Genomic DNA, 18,404 nt, shown 5'->3' on the forward strand with positions numbered 1-18,404 from the left:
GCTTGCCACCATGATGCCAGCGGTGAACGACAGCCGCGTGGTGTGAGCGTGAAACCGCGACGACACGTCGACGTCGCCCACGGGACATCCGGGCCTCGTCCCGACCACCATCGGCTCACGGACCAGGGCGGAAGCTCCCCACGATCGTGCGCAGCTGCGCCTGGGTCGCCGGCCAGCCGTCCTCGGGGGCTCGCCAGCGCAGGGCGTAGCCATGGCCGTTACGGATCATCCCGAGGTCGAGGACGTGGATCGTGCGCCCGCCGGCGGTGAAGGTGAACTCCCAGACCGCGGCGGTTGTGCCGTCCCCGCCGTCGGCCGCGCGGATGGACAGCAGACGGTAGCCACTGGTGCTGGAGCGGACGGTGGGTTCCAGATCCCGCCAGGCGCCGATCGCCGACGCCCCGGCCTTCAGCTGCACCTCGACCAGCAGGTCGGGATAGCCTCCCGGCGCGGTGGAGACGGCGCGCCCGTCGCCGCGGACGTCTGTCCGCCAGTCGGTGGGCACCGCGACCGACCAGCCGGAGGCGTCCCGATGGCTGGCGTAGCCCCGGGGTGCGGCGGCGGGCTGCGTCGAGCTGGGGACAAGCGTCCCGAGATCGCCGGACCTCGCCGGCGATCCCGCCGAGCCCGGCGCCACCGCGGCCATTCCACCCGTCGCGGTCGCGGGGGCCTGTGCTCCCCCCGGGGCGGCGGAGGTCCCGGGAGCGCCGGACGTGCCTGGTCTGACGGACGTCCCCGGTGCCGGCGACGTTCCCGGGGCGGTGGAGGTCCCGGGCTCGGAGACGCGCGAGCCGGTCGGCGACGGGCTCGCGTGCGGCGGGCGCGACGCGGGCAGCTGTCCCGACGGGGTGAGCGTGCCGGCGATCGACGTCGGGTGCGCCGCCGGCGTCGACGGCCCGCCGCCAGCCAGCGTCAACCCGAGCACCACGGCCGCCGCCGCGAGCACGGCCGCCGCCACGGCGACCGCCACGAGCACCCCGAGCCGCCCACGCCGGCCCGACTCGGCTTCTGTCCCGGACGCCGCTCCCGTCCCCGCGCCGACCCGGCCCGAACCCGCTGCGACCCCACCAGCACCAGTAGCGGCACCGGCACCGGCACCGGCAGCAGCGGCAGCGGCAGCGGCGCCGGCCGGGGCGCCGGCCATGCCCGCCGGACGGGTCGCGTGATCACGCCCGCCCTCGGCCTGCACGGTGCCAGCGGCTGGCGCACCGCCCTCGGCGGGGTCCGCCGCGCCCGCGGCCACCCCGGCACCCTCGCCGTCACCGCCCGCCACGGCTGACGTCGCCGAGTCCGCCGGCGCAGACGTGGCGACACGCTCGTCGTCGGCGCGCCCGTCCGCGGACCGATCATCCTCAGCCGGTGTGGCCTCGGGGGACCTGGCCTCGATGGGCACGGCAGCCTCGCCGGCCACCACCGCCTCGCCGGCCACCACCGTCTCGCCGGCCACCACCGTCTCACCGGCCACCACCGTCTCACCGGCCACCACCATCTCACCGGCCACCGAGGCCTCACTGGCCGCCGCTGTCCTTCCGGCCACCGCCGCGTCACCGATGTCCGGCGCCTCGTCAGCGACGTCCTTGCCCACCGCCGACCTCGACGCGGCCGCGGTCCCCTCCGCCGAGGCAGCCGGTCCGTCCGCGGCCACCTCATCCAGCGCCGGCCCGGCCACCTCGGTCGATCCGGCCGTCTCCGTCCGCGTCGACTCGTCGACGTCGGAGTCGGACCGCGGGAGTTCGACGAGGGTCGCCTCGACGCCGATGGCCTGCTCCTCCAGGCCATCGGCGATGTCGCGCAGCCAGCCCCGGGCCTCGGCGAGGGACGGCCGCCGCGTGGGATCCGGCTCGAGCAGCGCGCCGAGCACCCCGCGCAACGGACCGCTGTGCCAGAACGGCCGGCGCCGATCCTCGACGACGGCGGCGAGGATGGCCAGCGGCCCCTCACCCTCGAACGGCGGCACACCCTCGACGGCGGAGAACAGGGTCGCGCCGAGTCCCCAGACGTCACCGGCAGTGCCGACCCGGGCTCCGCGGGCGCGCTCGGGGGCGATGTAGGCGGGCGAGCCGACGAGCGTGCCGGCCTCGGTCAGCGTCGTGTCCCCCTCGGTGACGGCGATACCGAAGTCGGTGAGCCTCGCCTGGCCGTCGGTGGTGACGAGCACGTTGCCCGGCTTGACGTCGCGGTGCACGACACCGGAACGGTGCGCCGCCTCCAGCGCGTAGGCGAGGCTGACGCCGATCCGGGCGGTCCGCAGCGGGCTGAGGCGGCCCTGGTCGCGGATGAGGTCGGACAGCGACGTCCCGTCGACGTACTCCATGACGATCCAGGTGTGGTCGTCGGCCTCGAGGACGTCGTAGACGGTGACCAGGCCGGGATGACGCAGCCGGGCGGCGGCGCGCGCCTCGCGCAGCACCCGCTCGGCGAACACCGCGTGCTCCTGCTCGGAGGCCGCGGCCGGGGTGCGCAGCTCCTTGATCGCCACCCGGCGGCGCAGCAGCAGATCCTCACCCTCGCGGACGATGCCGCTGCCGCCACGGCCCAGCATCCGCCCGAGTCGGTAGCGGCCGGCGAGCCGCCGTTCCTGGCCCGGGTTCGTCGGCATGGCCTGGTCTGCCCCCTTGTTCACGAGGATGTCACTCTATGACCCCATCCTCTGACGTCCATCCACCCTTGCGACGTGAATTACCGGCCCGCGTCGTCAGATCGCCGTGCTGGACCGGCGCGGCGGGCGTTGGCCGCGGGATGCGTGGTGTGAAGGCTGGGGGGCATGCCGAAGGACATGCCGAGCCGACCTGACCGGGCCCCCGCGACGGCGCCGCTCGCGGCCGACGGACTGCGCACGGCGTTCCGCCGACACGCGGCGGGCGTGACGGTGGTGACGTTCCCCGGGGTCGGCGGCCCCGCGGGCTTCACCGCGACGTCGGTGACCTCGTTATCGGAGCGACCGCCGCTGGTGTCGCTGGCGCTGTCGGGCCAGTCGTCGCTGATCCCGGCGTTGCGGACGGCACGCTCCCTCGTCGTCCACCTGCTCGCCCACGACCAGCGGGAGCTGGCGGCCCGGTTCGCGGCGACCGGCGTCGACCGCTTCGCCGCGCCCACCCGCTGGCGGCCGCTGCGCACCGGCGAGCCGCTGCTGCTCGATGCACCGGTCTGGCTGCGCTGCCGGATCCGCGAGCGTCTGACCACCGGTGACCACATGCTGGTCGTCGCCGAGGTCCTCGACAGCCGCGCCGAGCGCGCCGCCGCGCCGCTCGTCTATCACGACGGCGGCTACGGCACGTTCCTCGGCGCCGCCCGCTCCCCCGCTCCGACCACGCCCGCCCCTCCCGGGCCGGCAGCGCGACCGACGCCCGGGCCGGCGTCACGGCCCACGCCCGGGCCGGCATCGCGGCCCACGCCCGGCGGCGACTTCACGGTGGATGGCGACCTCGGTATCCGGGCGACGCCGTCCCGGCCGGCAGGACGGGGCGGCTCCCCGCACGCGCGCGGCCGGCAGGGCCGGCGTGGTCGCTGTAGTCGCGGGACTCGGCGGCTCCCCGCACGCGCGCGGCTGACAGCCGGCCGCCGTCGGCGCCGCGTCTCCCCGCCTCGCCCGCGGCGGCGGCGCCGGTGCCGCCGGCGCGCGGCCGTCGGGTCGAGCCGTGGAGTGGGGCACGAGGTCGCCGCGACCCCCGCTCGCGGGACCCCCGCCTGCGGACGCCCATGTCCGTCCCGGCGGACCGCCGGCGCCGCGGCCGGCGTACCCCCGTCGATCCCCGCGCGACGCCGGGCGGCTACCCACGCAAAGGGGCTACGTCTTTCCCGCGGGCCTGTTCCGGCGCACCTGACCCGGGATTTCTGTCCACGCTCCCGACATCGCGGCAATCAGACGAGGCAACGAGTCGAAGTGACGTCGGTTTCCTGATTTCCGACCGCTACGAGACCACCCTTTCCGGCCGGATCCGGACCGGCCACGCGGGCCCGCCCAGCGCATCGCCACCCACCAGAGGTGTACCCGTCGAACGATGACTCGAGGGCGGGGTGAGACATCGCCGTATCGCACTCCGCAGGGTTCCCAGACCCGGTTCCATACCCGACTACTTCCCGTCTGAGCTGGCACTTCAGACGGACCGTATGCCGGCCACTCGGCTGGCCGGACCAACGCGACGCATTCCGGTCGGAGCCATGTGCTCTCGTGTGAACAATCGCGGGAACCGGTCGTCCCACCGCTATCTTCGAGACGCCCCGCCAGCGGTATGGTGCGAACGACCAGCTATCTGGATAACATGCCGGGAGCTCTACTAGAATGCAACGGACCACGCGCTCCCTGCCGAGAGCGGGAGCTCGAACGATCGGCGCCGTCACGGCCACGGTCGCCCTGTCGCTGGGATTCCCGGGCGTGGCGTGGGCAGCCACGCCGTCGGGTCAGGATGCCGAACCCGTGACCTTGTTTCAAGGCCCACCGGGTGTGAGCACCGACGCCACCGGCACCCTGCAGGAGAAGATCCGGAGTCTGATGGGCCAGGGAGCGGCCGATCCGACGAGCCCTGAGATCGTCCGGTTCTTTCCCCCTCCGGTCCCCGTCGCGCTGCCCTGCAAGGACGGCCTGCCCGGCGAGGACCGCGCACCCTGCCCCGTCGGCGTCCCAGGGCCGATCATCCCGCCGGTGACGGTCATCGTCGGACCGATCTTTCCGCCCGGCCCCGTACCGATCCCCTGCAAGGACGGCCTGCCCGGTAAGGACGGTGAGCCCTGCCCCGTCGGCGTCCCCGGCCCGGTCTCCCCGCCCGGCCCCGTTCCCTGCAAGGACGGCGTTCCCGACAAGGACAAGCAGACCTGTGCCGGTGTCCCCGGCGGCGGCGTACCAGGCGGCGGCGTACCCGGCGGCGGCGTACCAGGCGGCGGCGTACCAGGCGGCGGCGTGCCCGGCGGCGGCGTACCAGGCGGCGGCGTACCAGGCGGCGGCGTACCAGGCGGCGGCGTGCCCGGCGGCGGCGCACCAGGCGGCGGCGTACCAGGCGGCGGCGTACCCGGCGGCGGCGTACCAGGTGGAGGAATGCCGGGTAGCGGCGTGCCCGGTGGTGGCACGTCCGGGGGCGGCGGCGGGCAGCCGGTCTCGGTCTCGCACCCGTCGGGGCCGTCGGCCGGAGCGCCCGGGGTGGGGACGTCCACTCCCTCCGCCGTCAACGCCGGCAACAGCGGCCTGGCCGCGGCGGACGACGAGCCGTCGGCGCTGACCGTCGGGGCCCTCGGCCTCGCGTTCGGGTCGGCCGGCGTGCTTGTCGGCTGGCAGCGCCGGCGGTCACGCCCGGCTCGCCGCCAGGGATGACCAACGCGGCGGATCGGCCACGCGGCGCGCTGCCGGTCCGGGCACGTCGGCGACGACTGGCCAGGCGGCGACTCCTGGCCAGTCGTCTCCTGATCGTCACCGCCGTGCTGTCCGGCGCGGTCGGTGTCACCGGAATCGTCGAGTGGGCGACGTCACGGGCACCCGGCGATGTCGGGTCGCTCGCGTCGGGTTCGGCTTCGGCGGCGATGCCGGGGGCGGCGACGCTCCCGGCCGCCGCCGGGCCGGACACGGGCACAGTCCTCGCCGCGTCCCCACTGCCGGCCGACCCTGCCGACTCGCGGGACGCCGCACGGCGGCGACCGGCGCGCGTCTCCGTGCCGGCGTCCGGCGTCGACGCTCCGGTCGTCCCCGAGCTCGCCGACCGTGCCACCAACACCCTCGATCTGCCCCGCGATCCGGCGACGGTGGGCTGGTGGGCGGCAGGCGCGGCGCCTGGTGCCCCGTCGGGGACCGTGGTGATCGCGGGGCACGTCGACTATGACGGCCAGCCCGGCGCGCTGCTCCCCCTCGCCCGCGTGGCGACAGGATCCCCGGTGATCGTCACCAGCGCCGACGGTCGTACGCACGACTATCGGGTCGTCGCCCGCGTGCACGTCGCGAAGTCGGCTCTCGCGGACACGGGGGTGTTCCGCGGTGACGGGCCGCCGAGACTGGCGTTGATCACCTGCGGCGGCCCGTTCGACCGCGCGCGGCACAGCTACCGCGACAACCTCGTCGTCCTCGCCCTGCCGGTGTGACCCCGCGGCGCCATCCACGGCGTCGCACGGGCCCCGCTCCCCACCGCCACGCGACGACGCCATCGTCTGCGCGACGGGCGCTGGCCGCGCGGTCGTCATCAGGATCCGACGGTCGCCGCCCGCCCACCGCGCGATGTGGGTGGCCTCGGGTGGGGCCTTCGCCCGGCGCTAGCCGACGGCGGTCACGTCCACACTCACCGCACCGGTCACGGCGGCGGCCGCGCCCGCCTCGGCGGAGCCCGGCTGCGGCTGGAAGGCGGTGAGCAGGGCGGCGCCGATGAGCGCGTTGCCGGCGGCCGCGGCGTGCAGGCCGTCGGCGGCGAACAGGGTCGGGTCGGCGGCGAAGGCGCGCGACACCTCGGTGCGCAGCCGGACCGGGGTGCCCCCGGCGGCCAGGACGGCGGGAGTCTGCGCCCGTTCGAGGCGGCGCCCGAGCAACCAGAGGATCTCCCGCAACGGCGGGCGCACCGCGGCGATGATGCTCAGGTCCGGTGTCGTGCCGACGATCACCTGGGCGCCGCCGCGGCGAAGGTCGGTGACGGCCGCGGCGAGGTGGCGCGCGGCTCGCGCCGGCGGGGTGCGATGGCGGATGTCGTTCACGCCGATGGAGATGACCACGAGGTCGGGACAGGCTGGGGCAATGCGGGCGACCTGACCCGCGAGGTCGGCGGCGCGGGCGCCGTCCCGGGCGGCGCTGACCACCCGCACGTGCCGGCCGCCGTCGGCGAGATGACGCGCGAGCCAGCCACCGAGGGTGTCGTCGTAGTCGTGCACGCCGGTGCCCTGCGCGCTGGAGTCCCCAAGCATCGCCAGGGTGAGCGGGGGGCGGGTCGGATTGCCGTAGAACTCACGCACCGGCGGCGCAGGGGTGGTCAGCGGGCGCACCTTGCGGTCGGCCACACTGCCCTGGAACAGGACGAGCCGCCACAGACCCACACCCGCGCCAACGACGGCACCGCCGCCCGCCGCGCCCGCTCCCATCAGGACCCGACCTCGCCCGATCATCCCGCCCTCCGCCCTGGCCCGCGCCCGTGACGGCGACGGACGGCCGGCCAGGCGGGCACGCCCGCATCGTAACCGGGCGGGCCCCGCCGGGCGCCCGCTTGACCTGAAGTCGACTTCACCCCGCAGCATCGGGTTCGCGCCCGGCCCGACGGTCGGGCGTCCGTACCCAGCACGCGGGAGGCACCGTCTTGACATCCGCCACGACCACCACGCCCGACGCGGCCACGCCCCACGCGGCCGCACATCTCGGGGATCCCCGGCCCGGCGGCGTCGGCGAGGCGCCGCGGCCGCTCACGCTCGCCGTGCTCCTCGGCAGCGTCCGCGCCGGCCGGCTCGGCCCGACGGTGGCCGCCTGGTTCGCCACGCTTGCCCAGCGACGCGACGATGTGCGCCTCGACCTTGTCGATCCGGCCGCGCTGCCGCACATCGCGTCGCCAGCCGCCGGCAGCGTGAGCCCCGGCGATCCGGGCACGAACGACGCGGGCACGAATGACGCGGGCACGAACGACGTGGGCACGAATGACGTGGGCACGCCGGCCACGCGGGAGACGGTCGGGCGCCGGCTCGCGGCGGCCGACGGTTTCGTGGTCGTCACGCCGGAGTACAACCACAGCTATCCGGCGGCGCTGAAGCACCTCATCGACGACTACCGGCAGGAGTGGTACGCCAAACCGGTCGGATTCGTCTCCTATGGCGGTGTCAGCGGTGGCCTGCGGGCCGTGGAACACCTGCGGGCGGTCTTCGCCGAGCAGCATGCCGTCACTGTCCGCGACAGCGTCAGCCTGCACGGGGTGAGCGCGGCGGACTTCGCCGACGGTGGCCGGGTGGCGGCCGACGGGGGCACGGCGGCCGCCGTCGACCTGTTGCTCGACCGGATGTCCTGGTGGGGACGGGCCCTGCGGGTCGCGCGGGACAGCGAGCCCTACGCGTAGGCCGCGCGTTCCACGTCTGGTCGGACCCGCTTTCCCTGCCACCTGGCCCGCATCTGCCTCGCCGACCTGCCGGCCTGAGCCGGGGGCGGGTCAGCGGACATCGCGGGGACGGAACTGGACGCTGATCCGGGGGCCGACGGGGCGTGCCGTCTTCGGCACGGCGTGATCCCAGGTGCGCTGGCAACTGCCGCCCATGACGAGCAGATCGCCGTGGCCGAGGTCGAGGCGGCGCACCGGGCCGCCGCCGCGCGGGCGCAGCAGCAGCGGCCGCGGATTGCCGAGCACGATGATCGCGACCATCGTGTCGACCCGGGCGCCGCGGCCGATCCGGTCACCGTGCCAGGCGACGCTGTCGCGCCCGTCGCGATACAGGCACAGCCCGGCGGTGGCGAACGGCTCCCCCAGCTCGTCGCCGTAGTGTGCCTCGAGCACGCGGTGGGCGGCGTCGAGCGCCGGGTCGGGCAGCGCGGCACCCTCGCCGTACCAGGACAGCAATCGGGGTATGTCGACGACCCGGTCGTACATCGGCCGCCGCTCGGCCCGCCAGGGCACCGCCGCGCGCAGCCGCTCGAACAGCGCGTCGGCCCCCTCGATCCACCGGCGCCGCTCGTCCACCCAGGCCCCCGGCGCGAGCAGGTGCCGCCGCACGGACGGCCCGAGCGGGCCGACCTCGACGGCGGGTGCGGCGTCGAGCAGCGACGCCTGGAACGGCGCGATCCCCACGGCCATCACGATATCAAACACACGTTCGATCTCCCACCGTTCCGACGGGCGGCGACGATGGGATCTCGAACGGTCCGCCGGGTCCCGGCCGGGTGCCGTGGCGGTCGTCCGGGGGGCACGGTGGGCACGGCGGTCACGGCCGGCTCCTGATGAGGTCGCCGGATGCAGCCCCCATAGCTGCCGACCCGGCTGGACACATAAGGGACGGACCTACACTGAAGTGCGCACAGGGAGCAGGCATGGCGTAACCACCACGTCCATCACGACATCATCCGGCGGGAGTCGACCGTGCGGTACGGCCTCGGAGTCGATCTCGGCACGAGTTTCACCGCGGTCGCCACCGGCCTGCCGCCGGGAGACGGCGGGCACGTCGGGATGGTCAGTCTCGGCAGCCACGGCGTGCTCACCCCCACCGTGGCCGTCGCCGATGCCGACGGCCGGTTGCTGACCGGTGAGGCCGCGGCGCGCCGCGCCGTGCGGGTGCCGGACCGCGCGGCCGCTGGCTTCAAGCGCCGCCTCGGCGATCCCACCCCCCTGGTGCTCGGCGGCGCTCCCTACTCCCCGACGGCGCTGCTCGCCGCCACCCTGGCTGATGCCATCGGCGCCGCGGTGGCCGCCCGAGGCGCGCCGCCCGCGGCGGTCGTGCTCACCCGCCCGGCCGTGTGGGGCCCGTACCGGATGGAGCAGTTCGACGAGGTGCCGCGCCTGGCCGGGCTCGGTTCGGTCACCATCGTCACCGAGCCGGTGGCCGCCGCCACCCACTTCGCGGCCACCCGGATGTTCACCGACGGTGACCTCGTCGCCGTCTACGACCTGGGCGGCGGGACGTTCGACACCGCGGTGCTGCGTTTCGAGACCGGGCAACCGCGCCCGCTCGGCCTGCCCGAGGGAGTGGAGTGGCTCGGCGGTGTCGACTTCGACGAGGCGGTGCTCCGCCACGTCGACACCGAGCTCGGTGGTGCGGTCGACGCGCTCGACCCGCACAGCCGCGACGACATGGTGGGCCTGGCCCGGCTTCGCCGGGAGTGCGTCCTGGCGAAGGAGGCGCTGTCGTTCGACGAGGAGACGGAGATCCCGGTGTCCCTGCCGGCGGTCCGCGCCGAGGTCCGCCTGACGCGCGCGACGTTCGAGCAGATGATCAGCCCGGCGCTCGCCAGCACGGTGGAGGCGGTGCACCGGGCGCTACGCTCGGCCGAGGTCGCCCCGCAGGATCTCACCGCCGTCCTGCTGTCCGGCGGCTCGGCCCGCGTCCCGCTGGTGGCGCGGATGATCGAGGCGGCGCTGGGCCGTCCGGCCCTGGTGGATGCCCATCCCAAGCACGCGGTCGCGCTGGGCGCGGCCCGCATCGCCGCCGCGCGGCTCGCCCCGGCACCCGTCGCGCCCACGGCCGCCGGTGCCAGCGCACCGGCCCGCTCGGAGCCGGGCCCAGCGACAACCGCGGGCCTGGAGACTGCGGCAGGCCAGGGGACGACCGCGGATTCCGACACGACGACGGGCCCAAGGACAATCGCGGCTCCCGACACGACGGCGGGCCCAGAGGTAACTTCGGGCCCCGAGACGACGGCCCGCCCAGAGGCGACGGCCGGCCCAGAGGCGACGGCCGGCCCAGAGGCGACGGCCGGCCAGAAGTCCATCGCCGGCACAGTGGCCATGACGGGTACGGAGGCGAGGGCGGGCGCGCACACGGTCCTGGACTGGGCGGCGGTGCCGGTGCAACGGGCGCAGGACGGCACGCGGCCTCGGCTGTGGGCGGACGCCGGGGCGCCGGTGGTGATGTCGCCGCGACGCCTGCTGGTGGTGACCGCGCTCGCCGTGCTGGTGCTGCTGCTCGCGGCGGTCGCCGGCGGCCTGTACGGCTACGCGCACCGCACCCGCGGCTCCGCGGCGCCGCCGCTGCTCCCACGCCCGGCCGGGGCCTCGATGGTCCTCGCCTGATCACCGCATCCCCCGGACGGGGTACGGGGGGTGGGGACAACCCCCCGCGAATCGAGGGCGGTCCCCCATGGGAGGAGGGGACGCCTCGTAGCGATGGCCACCCCGCAGGGGCGACGGTCAGGTCATGGCAGACACCCGCGCGGAGACGACACCGGACGCCGACGACCACGCGGGTCCGGCCACCCGGACACGGTTCACCGACCTCGTCCTCGGGCACCGCGCCGCCCTGCTGGCCTACACCACCGGGCTGACCGGCGGCGACCGCGGCCGGGCGGAGGACGTCGTCCAGGAGACGTTCCTGCGCGCGTGGCACCACCTGGACCGGCTGACGCCCGAACGCGGGTCGGTCCACGGCTGGCTGCGCCGGGTGGCCCACAACCTCGTCGTCGACGGCTTCCGCGGTCGGGCGGCCCGCCCGACCGAGTTCGAGTTCACCGCGGACCACGTCGATCTCGCCGCCGCGCCCGACCATGCCGACTCGGTCGCGCTGTCCGCCGCCGTCGAGGTGGTCCTCGCCCGGATCTGGCCCGAGCACCGCGCCGCCGTCACCGAGGTCTACCTGCGCGACCGCACCTGCGCCCAGGCCGCCGCCGTGCTCGGCGTGCCGGAGGGCACGGTGAAGAGCCGCGTCCACTACGCTCTGCGCTCCCTGCGCCGCGAGGTCGACCGCACCGGCCTGCGCACCCGCTGAGCGGCCAGCCACGCGGGCACGCTCCTCCATCGCGTCCGAAACTCGACATGTGACCCAGTTCACCCATCGACCGACTAGGGTGCGGTTCCGACCCCTACGCCGGCCGCCGCGCCGGTCACTGTCAGCCAGCGCTGTCGAATCCGGGCAGGTGCCAACGCTCATGCCACGGTCTCGCCCGTTCGCCGCGCGCCGCGTCGCCGGCCGGGCGGCGCGCGCGCCGCGTCGGCGCCGGTCGATGCCCCGACTCGGCTGGAGCGTGGGCGGGGCGCTGTTCGGCGTGGTCTGGATGGGGTTCGCGCTGCTGTTCCTCGCGTTGGCGATCTGGAACACGGTGGACATCGGGCAGCTGCGCGCGAGCGGCGTGCGCACGACCGGGACCGCGCTGCGCACCTGGACCGAGACGTCCACCTCGACCAGCACGGACGCGAACGGCTTCACCACGACGACCACGACGACGAGCCACTACACGCAGGTGCGCTACATCGACCGGGACGGCGTCACGCATGTCGAGACCGTCTCGGGCTCCCACCGGCCCCCGTCCGCGGTGGCCGTGGTCTACCACGCGGATGATCCCGGCTCGGTCCGGGCGGCCGGCGAGGTGAGCGGGTTCAGCTTCGGCCTGGCCATCTTCCTGGTGCTGTTCTCGGCGGGGTTCGTCCTGTTCGGCCTCACGTTCTTCCTCCGCTGGTGACGGGCGGGCGCTGTCCGCCCGCCCGCGCCTACCGGGGGGTGAGGGCGGCGGCGACGTCGGCGGCGAGCAGGTTCTGGAGGTCGGCGGTGGTGGGAGCGGGCAGGGCACGCAGGCGGCCGGCCTGGCGCACGATCACCCGGTCGAGCGTCTGGCGGGCGTAGCGGCCGTTGCCGAAGGTGTCGCCGCGCTGGACGCCGCCGAAGTGACGGCGCAACAGCTCCAGCGCGTCGCCCTGCGGCTCGTAGCCGGACGACCGGGCCATCCGCTCGAAGATCGCGACCAGCTCGTCGGCGGCGTAGGAGGCGAAGGTGATCTGGTGGCTGAACCGGGAGGCGAGCCCGGCGTTGCTGGCCAGGAAGCGGGCCATGTCCCCGGTGTAACCGGCGGCGATGACGACGATGTCGTCGCGGTGGTCCTCCATGAGCTTGACCAGCGTGTCGATGGCCTCCCGGCCGAAGTCGTGGCCCTCGCCGTGCGCGCTCAGCGTGTACGCCTCGTCGATGAACAGCACGCCGCCGCGGGCCTTCTGGAACACCTCGGTCGTCTTGACCGCCGTGTGCCCGACGTACTGGCCGACGAGGTCGGCGCGGGCCACCTCGACCAGCTGCCCGGTGCGCAGCACCCCGAGGGCGCCGAGCAGCTGCCCGTACAGGCGGGCGACCGACGTCTTGCCGGTGCCGGGCGGACCGGCGAAGACGAGGTGGCGCGACAGCGACGGCGCCGGCAGTCCCGCCTCGCGGCGCGCCTTCGCCGAGGCGATGAGGTCGACGAGGTCGGCGACGTCCCGCTTCACCTCGGCGAGGCCGATCATCGCGTCGAGGCGGCGCAGCAGACCGTCGACGGCGCGGCGCTGCTCGCCGGACTCGGCGTCGCTCACCTCCTCCCGCTCGCCGAGATCCTCGGGCAGCAGCCGGGCGAGTTCGAGCTCGGGCACGTCGGGGGTGGCCGCGAGCCGGTACGCCTGGCGGCCGAGCATCTCCTCGAACACCTGGCGGGCGACGCGGGCGTTGCCGAACGTCTCCGAGCGGGCGAGACCCGCGAAGTGGCGCAGCAGCGCCTGCTGCGTCTCGTACTCCAACGCGTAGTGGTGGCTGCGGCACAGCCGTTCGACGATCGTGACCAGCTCGTCGTTCGAATAGCTGTCGAACTCGATGGTCCTGGAGAAGCGCGACTGCAGGCCCGGGTTGGCGGCGAGGAAGGACCGCATCTGCGGGGAGTAGCCGGCGACGACGACCACGATGTCGTCGCGGTGATCCTCCATGAGTTTGACCAGCGTGTCGATGGCCTCCCGGCCGAAGTCGTGCCCCCCGTCGGGGGTCAGCGTGTACGCCTCGTCGATGAACAGCACGCCGCCGAGGGCCTCCTCCACCTTCGCGGTCGTCTTCACCGCGGTGCCACCGACGTGCTCGGCGACGAGGTCGGCGCGCGCCACCTCGACGATCTTTCCGCTCGACAGGACGCCGAGGGCGGCGAGGATGCGGCCGAACAGCCGGGCGACCGTCGTCTTGCCGGTGCCGGGCGGCCCGGCGAAGACCAGATGGCGCGACATCGGCGGGACGCTGAGCCGGGCCTCGCGCCGCCGCTTGGCCACCTGGTGCAGCCCGACGAGCGTCGCCACCTCCCGTTTGACGCCCTCCAGGCCGACGAGCGCGTCGAGCTCGGCGAGCAGCGCCGCCACGGCGTCCGACGGCGCCCCCGGCCCCGCGCCGCCGCCCGGCGACGCACCGCCCGGCGACGCACCGCCCGGCGACGCACCGCCCGGCGACGCACCGCCCGGCGACGGCTGCGGTGAGGAGGGTCCCGCGGTCGAGTCGGCCGGCCACGCACCGCCGGCCGCCAGCGCGCCCGGCGCCGATGGACCACCAGCGTCCCCACCCGCCGGCGTCGGCTGCCCCGGCAGCGACCTGCCTGGCACCTGCCCGCCCGGAGGCTGGTGATCAGGCCTCTGGTGATCAGGCCTCTGGTGATCAGGTACGGGGACGCTCGCCGCGGGGTCACCGGGCATGGGGCCGGTGGGCGACGGCGCGTCGCCCAGCCGTGCGGTGCCCCAGGCCGACGGCGCACCACCCGCCCGGGGCGTCTCGTTCGGCGGTCGCACGCTGCTGGGCGGCGGCATGCCGTCGGGCGTGAGCACGCCCGACGCCGCCGGTCCGGCCGTCGGCCACGCGGCACCGTACCCGCCCGATGCCGCCCCGCCGGCGAGATCGACGGGGACGTTGTTGTGGCCGGTGTCGACGTCGGTCAGCCGCACCTGGTGGGTGGGGGTCACCACCTCGACGGCGGCGCCGCCGTTGCCCCGCACGACACCGCCGGTGACCGTCACCGGCAACGTCGTCTCCACCAGGATCCCGGGGCCGCTGTTGCCGACCAGTTCGACGTCCGCGATCCGCGCCTGGCTGCCCGGCCCCAGGACGAGCCCCGGACCGGTGGTGCCGTGCGCCCGGACGCCGGTCAACGTCGGATGGGCATGATCGCGCACCACGATGGCGGCGTCGCGGGCCCCGTCGACCTCGATGGCGCGCAGGTCGGGCGCGGACCGTTCGACGATCTCGATCCCGACGCGGCCGCCCGTGGTCCAGACGTTGTGCAACGCCATGCGTGCCTCGCCGGCCAGCCGGACCCCCCCGCGGCGCGCCGCGCGCACCCCGCTGTCGGCGACCCGGCCGGCGCCGCCACTGGCGTGCAGGCCGTAGGTGACGTCCTCCACGGACAGACCGGTGATGTCCGGCTCCGCGTCGCCCTCCACCGCGACGCCGATCGGGCTGCCCTCGACCCGCACGCCCTCCAGCCGCGCGCCGGACCGTCCGATCAGCAGCACGCCGACGTCCGCGCAGCCGGTGAGCGTCCCGCCGCGCAGCACCGGGCGGGCGGTGTCGTCGACGACCACCCCGGCGGCGCCGCTGCCCCGCACCTCGCAGCCTTCCAGCGTCGGGGTTGAACGCCCCGCCGCGTGCAGGCCGTGGCCGGCGGGATCCGCGACGACGCACCCGACGAGCCGCGGCGCCGCCCGGTCGCGGGTGACCACCCCGTGCCCCGAGGCGTCGCGCAGCAGGCAGCGGTCGAGGACGGCGACGGCGGTGTCGGCGGCCACCAGCCCGGCCCGCCCGCCGGCCACCTCGCTGCCCACCAGCCGCAGCCTGCTCTCCTGCTGGACCAGGACGCCGAAGCCCTCCGCCGCGCCGATCCGGCAGCCTTCCAGCAGCGGCGACCCGCTGCGGCCGCGAGCACGCCGTGCCGTCGACGCCGCGGATCTCGCAGCCGCGCAGCACCGGCGCCGCCGTGCCGGCGACGATGAGCCCCGGCCCGCCGCGGGCCTCCACGACGACGTCGGCGAACTCGCCGCTGCCCGCGTCGGCGACGATCCCGGCGCCGGCGGAGGTGACGATCCGCCCGCCGCGCATCGACACCTGCCCGCCGCGCAGATGCACGGCCGCGGGCGAGCCCGCGTGGACCTCGCAGTCCTCCATCCGCAGCACGCCGCCCGCTACCTGCACGAGCGGCAGCTGCTCGTCCCCGCCGCGCAGGACCATGTCGTGCAGCGCCACCCGGCCGGAGGCCACGAGCAGGGCGGCGCCGGGCGGCACCTCCAGGACGACGCTGCCCGGGCCCTCCTCCGCGACGAGGACGACGTCGCGGGTGAACACCAGCGCCTCCCGGTAGTGCCCTGGGCGCACGGCGACGGTGTCGCCCGGACCGGCGGCGACGAGCGCGCGGGCGACGCCGCTCACGCAGTCGGCGTCCGTGGCGGAGACGGACAGGACGGTCGCGCTCATCGCGGGCTCCCTGGACGGGTCCGGTATGACTGGCTGGGCTGGTCGGGACGGCTGGTCGGGGCGGCGGGGTCATGCCCGGGCACGGGACGGCCCCCCTCCGGATCGAAGGTCCGGCCGTCGACGCCGACGCCGACAGCGCGTCGCGGCGCCCGCATCGCCGGGGCCGCCGCGGCACCGGCCCGCGTCGGCGAGCTCTCGCGCAGTCGGCGCAGCGCCCGCTCGTCGGCGGCCTGGTCGCCGCGCCCGGCGACCAGCTCGCGCAGCAGCACCCGCGTCACCGCGCCGGGGCCGCCACCCGCCTCACCGACCTCACGCCCGCGCGCCCCGGCCCGCGCCGACAGCCCCGCGCCGGCCTGGTCGACGGGCACGGCATCGGCCTGGTCCGCGGGTGCGCTCCGGTCGGCGGACACGGCCTGATCGGCGGACACGGCCTGATCCGCGGACACGGCCTGGTCGACGGCGAGGACGACGAACCGGGTGCCCGCGGCGAACAGCGCGTCCGGCAGCCGGCCGCCGGAGGCCGGGGCAAGGTCCTGCGCGAGCAGGGACGTCCGGCGGGCCGTCGAGGACCAGATGGCGTACTCCACGGTGTGCCCGACGGTGCGTGCGGCCACCGGAGACACCTCGAGGAAGGCCGGTTCGACCAGCACGTCACCGACCTGGTGGCGACCGACGACGCCGGGGTGCACATCCGCGACGGCGTGGACCGGTCCGACGATCGCGGGCAGCCGGGCGAGCCCCGCGCAGGCGCACCGGGCGACCAGCACCGCGTCGGCCGGTCCGGGGCCCTCGCCGCGCAGCACCATGTCCACCGCCGCCAGCACCTGCTCCGCGGCCGTCTGCGCGGCCTCGTTCACCGCGTCCCCCGCGGCCGCGTCTCCGGTGGCCGCGTCTCCGGTGGCCGCGTCTCCGGTGGCCGCGTCCCCCGTGGCCGCGAGGTCCGCGGCGGCGGTGCCGGCCGGTGCGCCGCACGCCGCCAGGTAGGCCCGGACGCAGACCAGGCCGGTCAGGACGTCCTGGTCGCCGGCCGCCGCGCGCAGGCCGGGATGCAGAGCGAGTGCGCTGAGCACCGCGCGCGCGTGGCCCTCGTACCGCCAGCCCAGCAGGGACCGCAGCTGGTCGCGGTCGGCCGTCGCCGACCGCGGCGCAACGGCCCACCAGGGGCGACGCCCGCCGGGTGCCGACCCGTCATCCACGCGCGAGGCCCTCGGCATGTCCGCGGTGGCGGCGCCCGGCGCCGTCGCCGGGAGGGGTGCCGGGCGGCTCTCGGCCGAGCCGCCGTCCGCGGGCCGGCCGACGGGCGGTGCGCCGCCGCCCGTGGCCGTCCCCGGTTCCGGCCCGCCGACCGCGCCGGAACCGGTGAACGCTGCCCGGGAGTGCACGCCCTGATGCCAGGGGACGGCCGCGTCGTCGGCGCCGCGGATCCTCGCCGTCGCCGCGACGGCGGCCGGGACGGCCGGCATGGCCGAGGCGAGCAGCATGGGCGCCGCCAGCGGCACGGGCGACGCTGGCGGCACAGGCGACGCTGGCGGCACAGACGTGGCAGACGGCACAGGTGTAGCGGGCGGTACAGGCGACACCGCCGGCACGGTTGTGGCTGACGGGACGGGCGTGGCGGTCTCCGTGGGCGTTCGTCCCGCCGCGTCGACGGGAGTGCCGGACCGGCCGTCGCGCGCCGCGAGGACGTGCCCGTCGAGGTCCGCGGGTGGACCGACGCCACCGCCCGGACCGGCGGGTGCCGACAGCGGGGCGCCGACCGCGCCAGGCACCGTGTCGGTCGCGGCGGCTGCCCGATGCGCGCGGGACGCGCGCAACCCGAAGCGACGGGGGCGGCGGGCCGTCCGCCGGGCCGCCGCCGGCCCGGCGCCATCCCCGGCGCCGTCGGTGGGCCTGTCCGCGGCGCCCGCGTCCGCGGCGGCGGGCAGTCCGCGGCGCACGACCGCCGGCAGTGTCAGCACGTCGCGCCCGGAACTGGCCCACCAGGTCGGCGGCGAAGGCAGGGGCAGGGGCAGGGGCGTGATCGGGATCTGCGCGCGGACCGCGACGGCGACGGATCGGGGCAGCCAGCCACCGACGTCGACCGGCCCGGCGGGTGTGCGCTCCGGTCGGGTGGGCTGCCACCGGACGAAGGTGCCTCCCGTGAAGGCGATCCCCGCAAGCTGCCAGATGCCGGCGTTGGCCGTGTGGACCGGCACGGCGAGGCTGGCGACCAGCGCGCAGGCGAGCCGGGCGAGTCGATGGGGCGCTGGCTGGGGACGCGGGAGCAGGAGCAGCGGCCGCCCTCGCCATTCGGGGCAGGCGCGGATCAGCCGGGCGAGTGTCGCCGGCGGCACCGGCCGGCCGGACACCTGGAAACCGGCCGCGCCCACCCCCAGATGCACCGCGAACAGGCCGGGTGGGGCGGGCGGGAGGCGCTGCGGGGAGGTCCAGGGTTCGATCAGGAAGCGGCCGGCCGGGGTCGCCCAGCTGTCCGCCAGCAGCCGGCGCACGACCGGATCCACCGGGTCGGCCAGGTGAGCCGGGCCGGCTGGTGCGGCTGGTCGCCGTGGCATCCGTCGCGCCGCCGACCGGCGTGCCGGCACCGGAGGGTC

13 protein-coding genes are annotated in these 18,404 nt (G+C 76.1%); 8 read left to right on the top strand and 5 right to left on the bottom strand.

What is annotated here, in order from left to right; genetic code table 11:
- Positions 1–115: 115 nt before the first annotated feature.
- Positions 116–2,623, bottom strand: a complete 2,508-nt coding sequence (locus C1A33_RS37460) for a serine/threonine-protein kinase (RefSeq protein WP_279354643.1) — start codon at positions 2,621–2,623, stop codon at positions 116–118.
- Positions 2,624–2,764: 141 nt separating this feature from the next.
- On the opposite strand from C1A33_RS37460, the gene C1A33_RS37720 reads away from it, so the two are divergent.
- The 3 genes from C1A33_RS37720 to C1A33_RS16220 all read left to right on the top strand — a co-directional run bounded on the left by C1A33_RS37720 (position 2,765) and on the right by C1A33_RS16220 (position 6,063).
- Complete coding sequence (locus C1A33_RS37720) at positions 2,765–3,901, top strand: flavin reductase family protein (protein WP_115537962.1); 1,137 nt, start codon at positions 2,765–2,767, stop codon at positions 3,899–3,901.
- A gap of 543 nt (positions 3,902–4,444) precedes the next feature.
- On the top strand, positions 4,445–5,305 hold the full coding sequence (locus C1A33_RS37465) for a hypothetical protein (protein ID WP_165818425.1): 861 nt from the start codon (positions 4,445–4,447) through the stop codon (positions 5,303–5,305).
- Positions 5,302–6,063, top strand: a complete 762-nt coding sequence (locus tag C1A33_RS16220) for a class F sortase (RefSeq protein WP_101832326.1) — start codon at positions 5,302–5,304, stop codon at positions 6,061–6,063. The genes C1A33_RS37465 and C1A33_RS16220 overlap by 4 nt, the downstream gene beginning before the upstream one ends.
- A 168-nt stretch (positions 6,064–6,231) precedes the next feature.
- Here the strand turns inward: C1A33_RS16220 and C1A33_RS16225 are convergent, their stop codons facing one another.
- Entirely contained in the window at positions 6,232–7,068 is an 837-nt protein-coding gene (locus C1A33_RS16225; protein ID WP_101832327.1) for an SGNH/GDSL hydrolase family protein, read from the bottom strand.
- Between the two features lie 188 nt (positions 7,069–7,256).
- Here C1A33_RS16225 and C1A33_RS16230 point away from each other — a divergent pair, with 188 nt between their 5' ends.
- Positions 7,257–8,000: an NADPH-dependent FMN reductase gene (locus tag C1A33_RS16230; protein WP_341477230.1), complete on the top strand. Its 744-nt coding sequence runs from the start codon at positions 7,257–7,259 to the stop codon at positions 7,998–8,000.
- 90 nt (positions 8,001–8,090) lie between these two features.
- On the opposite strand, the gene C1A33_RS16235 is transcribed toward C1A33_RS16230, so the two are convergent.
- Entirely contained in the window at positions 8,091–8,723 is a 633-nt protein-coding gene (locus C1A33_RS16235; RefSeq protein ID WP_165818427.1) for an alpha-ketoglutarate-dependent dioxygenase AlkB, read from the bottom strand.
- Positions 8,724–9,011: 288 nt separating this feature from the next.
- On the opposite strand from C1A33_RS16235, the gene C1A33_RS16240 reads away from it, so the two are divergent.
- The 3 genes from C1A33_RS16240 (at position 9,012) to C1A33_RS16250 (ending at position 12,040) form a co-directional block, all read left to right on the top strand.
- The gene (locus C1A33_RS16240) at positions 9,012–10,658 is read left to right on the top strand and encodes an Hsp70 family protein (protein ID WP_101832329.1); all 1,647 of its coding nucleotides are present in this window, start codon (positions 9,012–9,014) and stop codon (positions 10,656–10,658) included.
- 124 nt (positions 10,659–10,782) lie between these two features.
- Positions 10,783–11,349: a sigma-70 family RNA polymerase sigma factor gene (locus tag C1A33_RS16245; RefSeq protein WP_101832330.1), complete on the top strand. Its 567-nt coding sequence runs from the start codon at positions 10,783–10,785 to the stop codon at positions 11,347–11,349.
- 160 nt (positions 11,350–11,509) lie between these two features.
- Positions 11,510–12,040: a DUF3592 domain-containing protein gene (locus C1A33_RS16250; RefSeq protein ID WP_101832331.1), complete on the top strand. Its 531-nt coding sequence runs from the start codon at positions 11,510–11,512 to the stop codon at positions 12,038–12,040.
- 28 nt (positions 12,041–12,068) lie between these two features.
- Here the strand turns inward: C1A33_RS16250 and C1A33_RS16255 are convergent, their stop codons facing one another.
- The gene (locus tag C1A33_RS16255; RefSeq protein WP_423748087.1) at positions 12,069–15,242 is read right to left on the bottom strand and encodes an AAA family ATPase; all 3,174 of its coding nucleotides are present in this window, start codon (positions 15,240–15,242) and stop codon (positions 12,069–12,071) included.
- A 29-nt stretch (positions 15,243–15,271) separates the two neighbouring features.
- Between C1A33_RS16255 and C1A33_RS36665 the strand changes: the two genes are divergently transcribed.
- On the top strand, positions 15,272–15,700 hold the full coding sequence (locus C1A33_RS36665; protein WP_101832333.1) for a hypothetical protein: 429 nt from the start codon (positions 15,272–15,274) through the stop codon (positions 15,698–15,700).
- Between the two features lie 109 nt (positions 15,701–15,809).
- Here the strand turns inward: C1A33_RS36665 and C1A33_RS16265 are convergent, their stop codons facing one another.
- Positions 15,810–18,365, bottom strand: coding sequence for a hypothetical protein (locus C1A33_RS16265; RefSeq protein WP_133150691.1), 2,556 nt, complete (start codon positions 18,363–18,365; stop codon positions 15,810–15,812).
- Between the last annotated feature and the right edge of the window lie 39 nt (positions 18,366–18,404).

Origin of the sequence: Frankia canadensis (assembly GCF_900197875.1) — a bacterium.
GTDB classification, from domain to species: Bacteria; Actinomycetota; Actinomycetes; order Frankiales; family Frankiaceae; genus Frankia; species Frankia canadensis.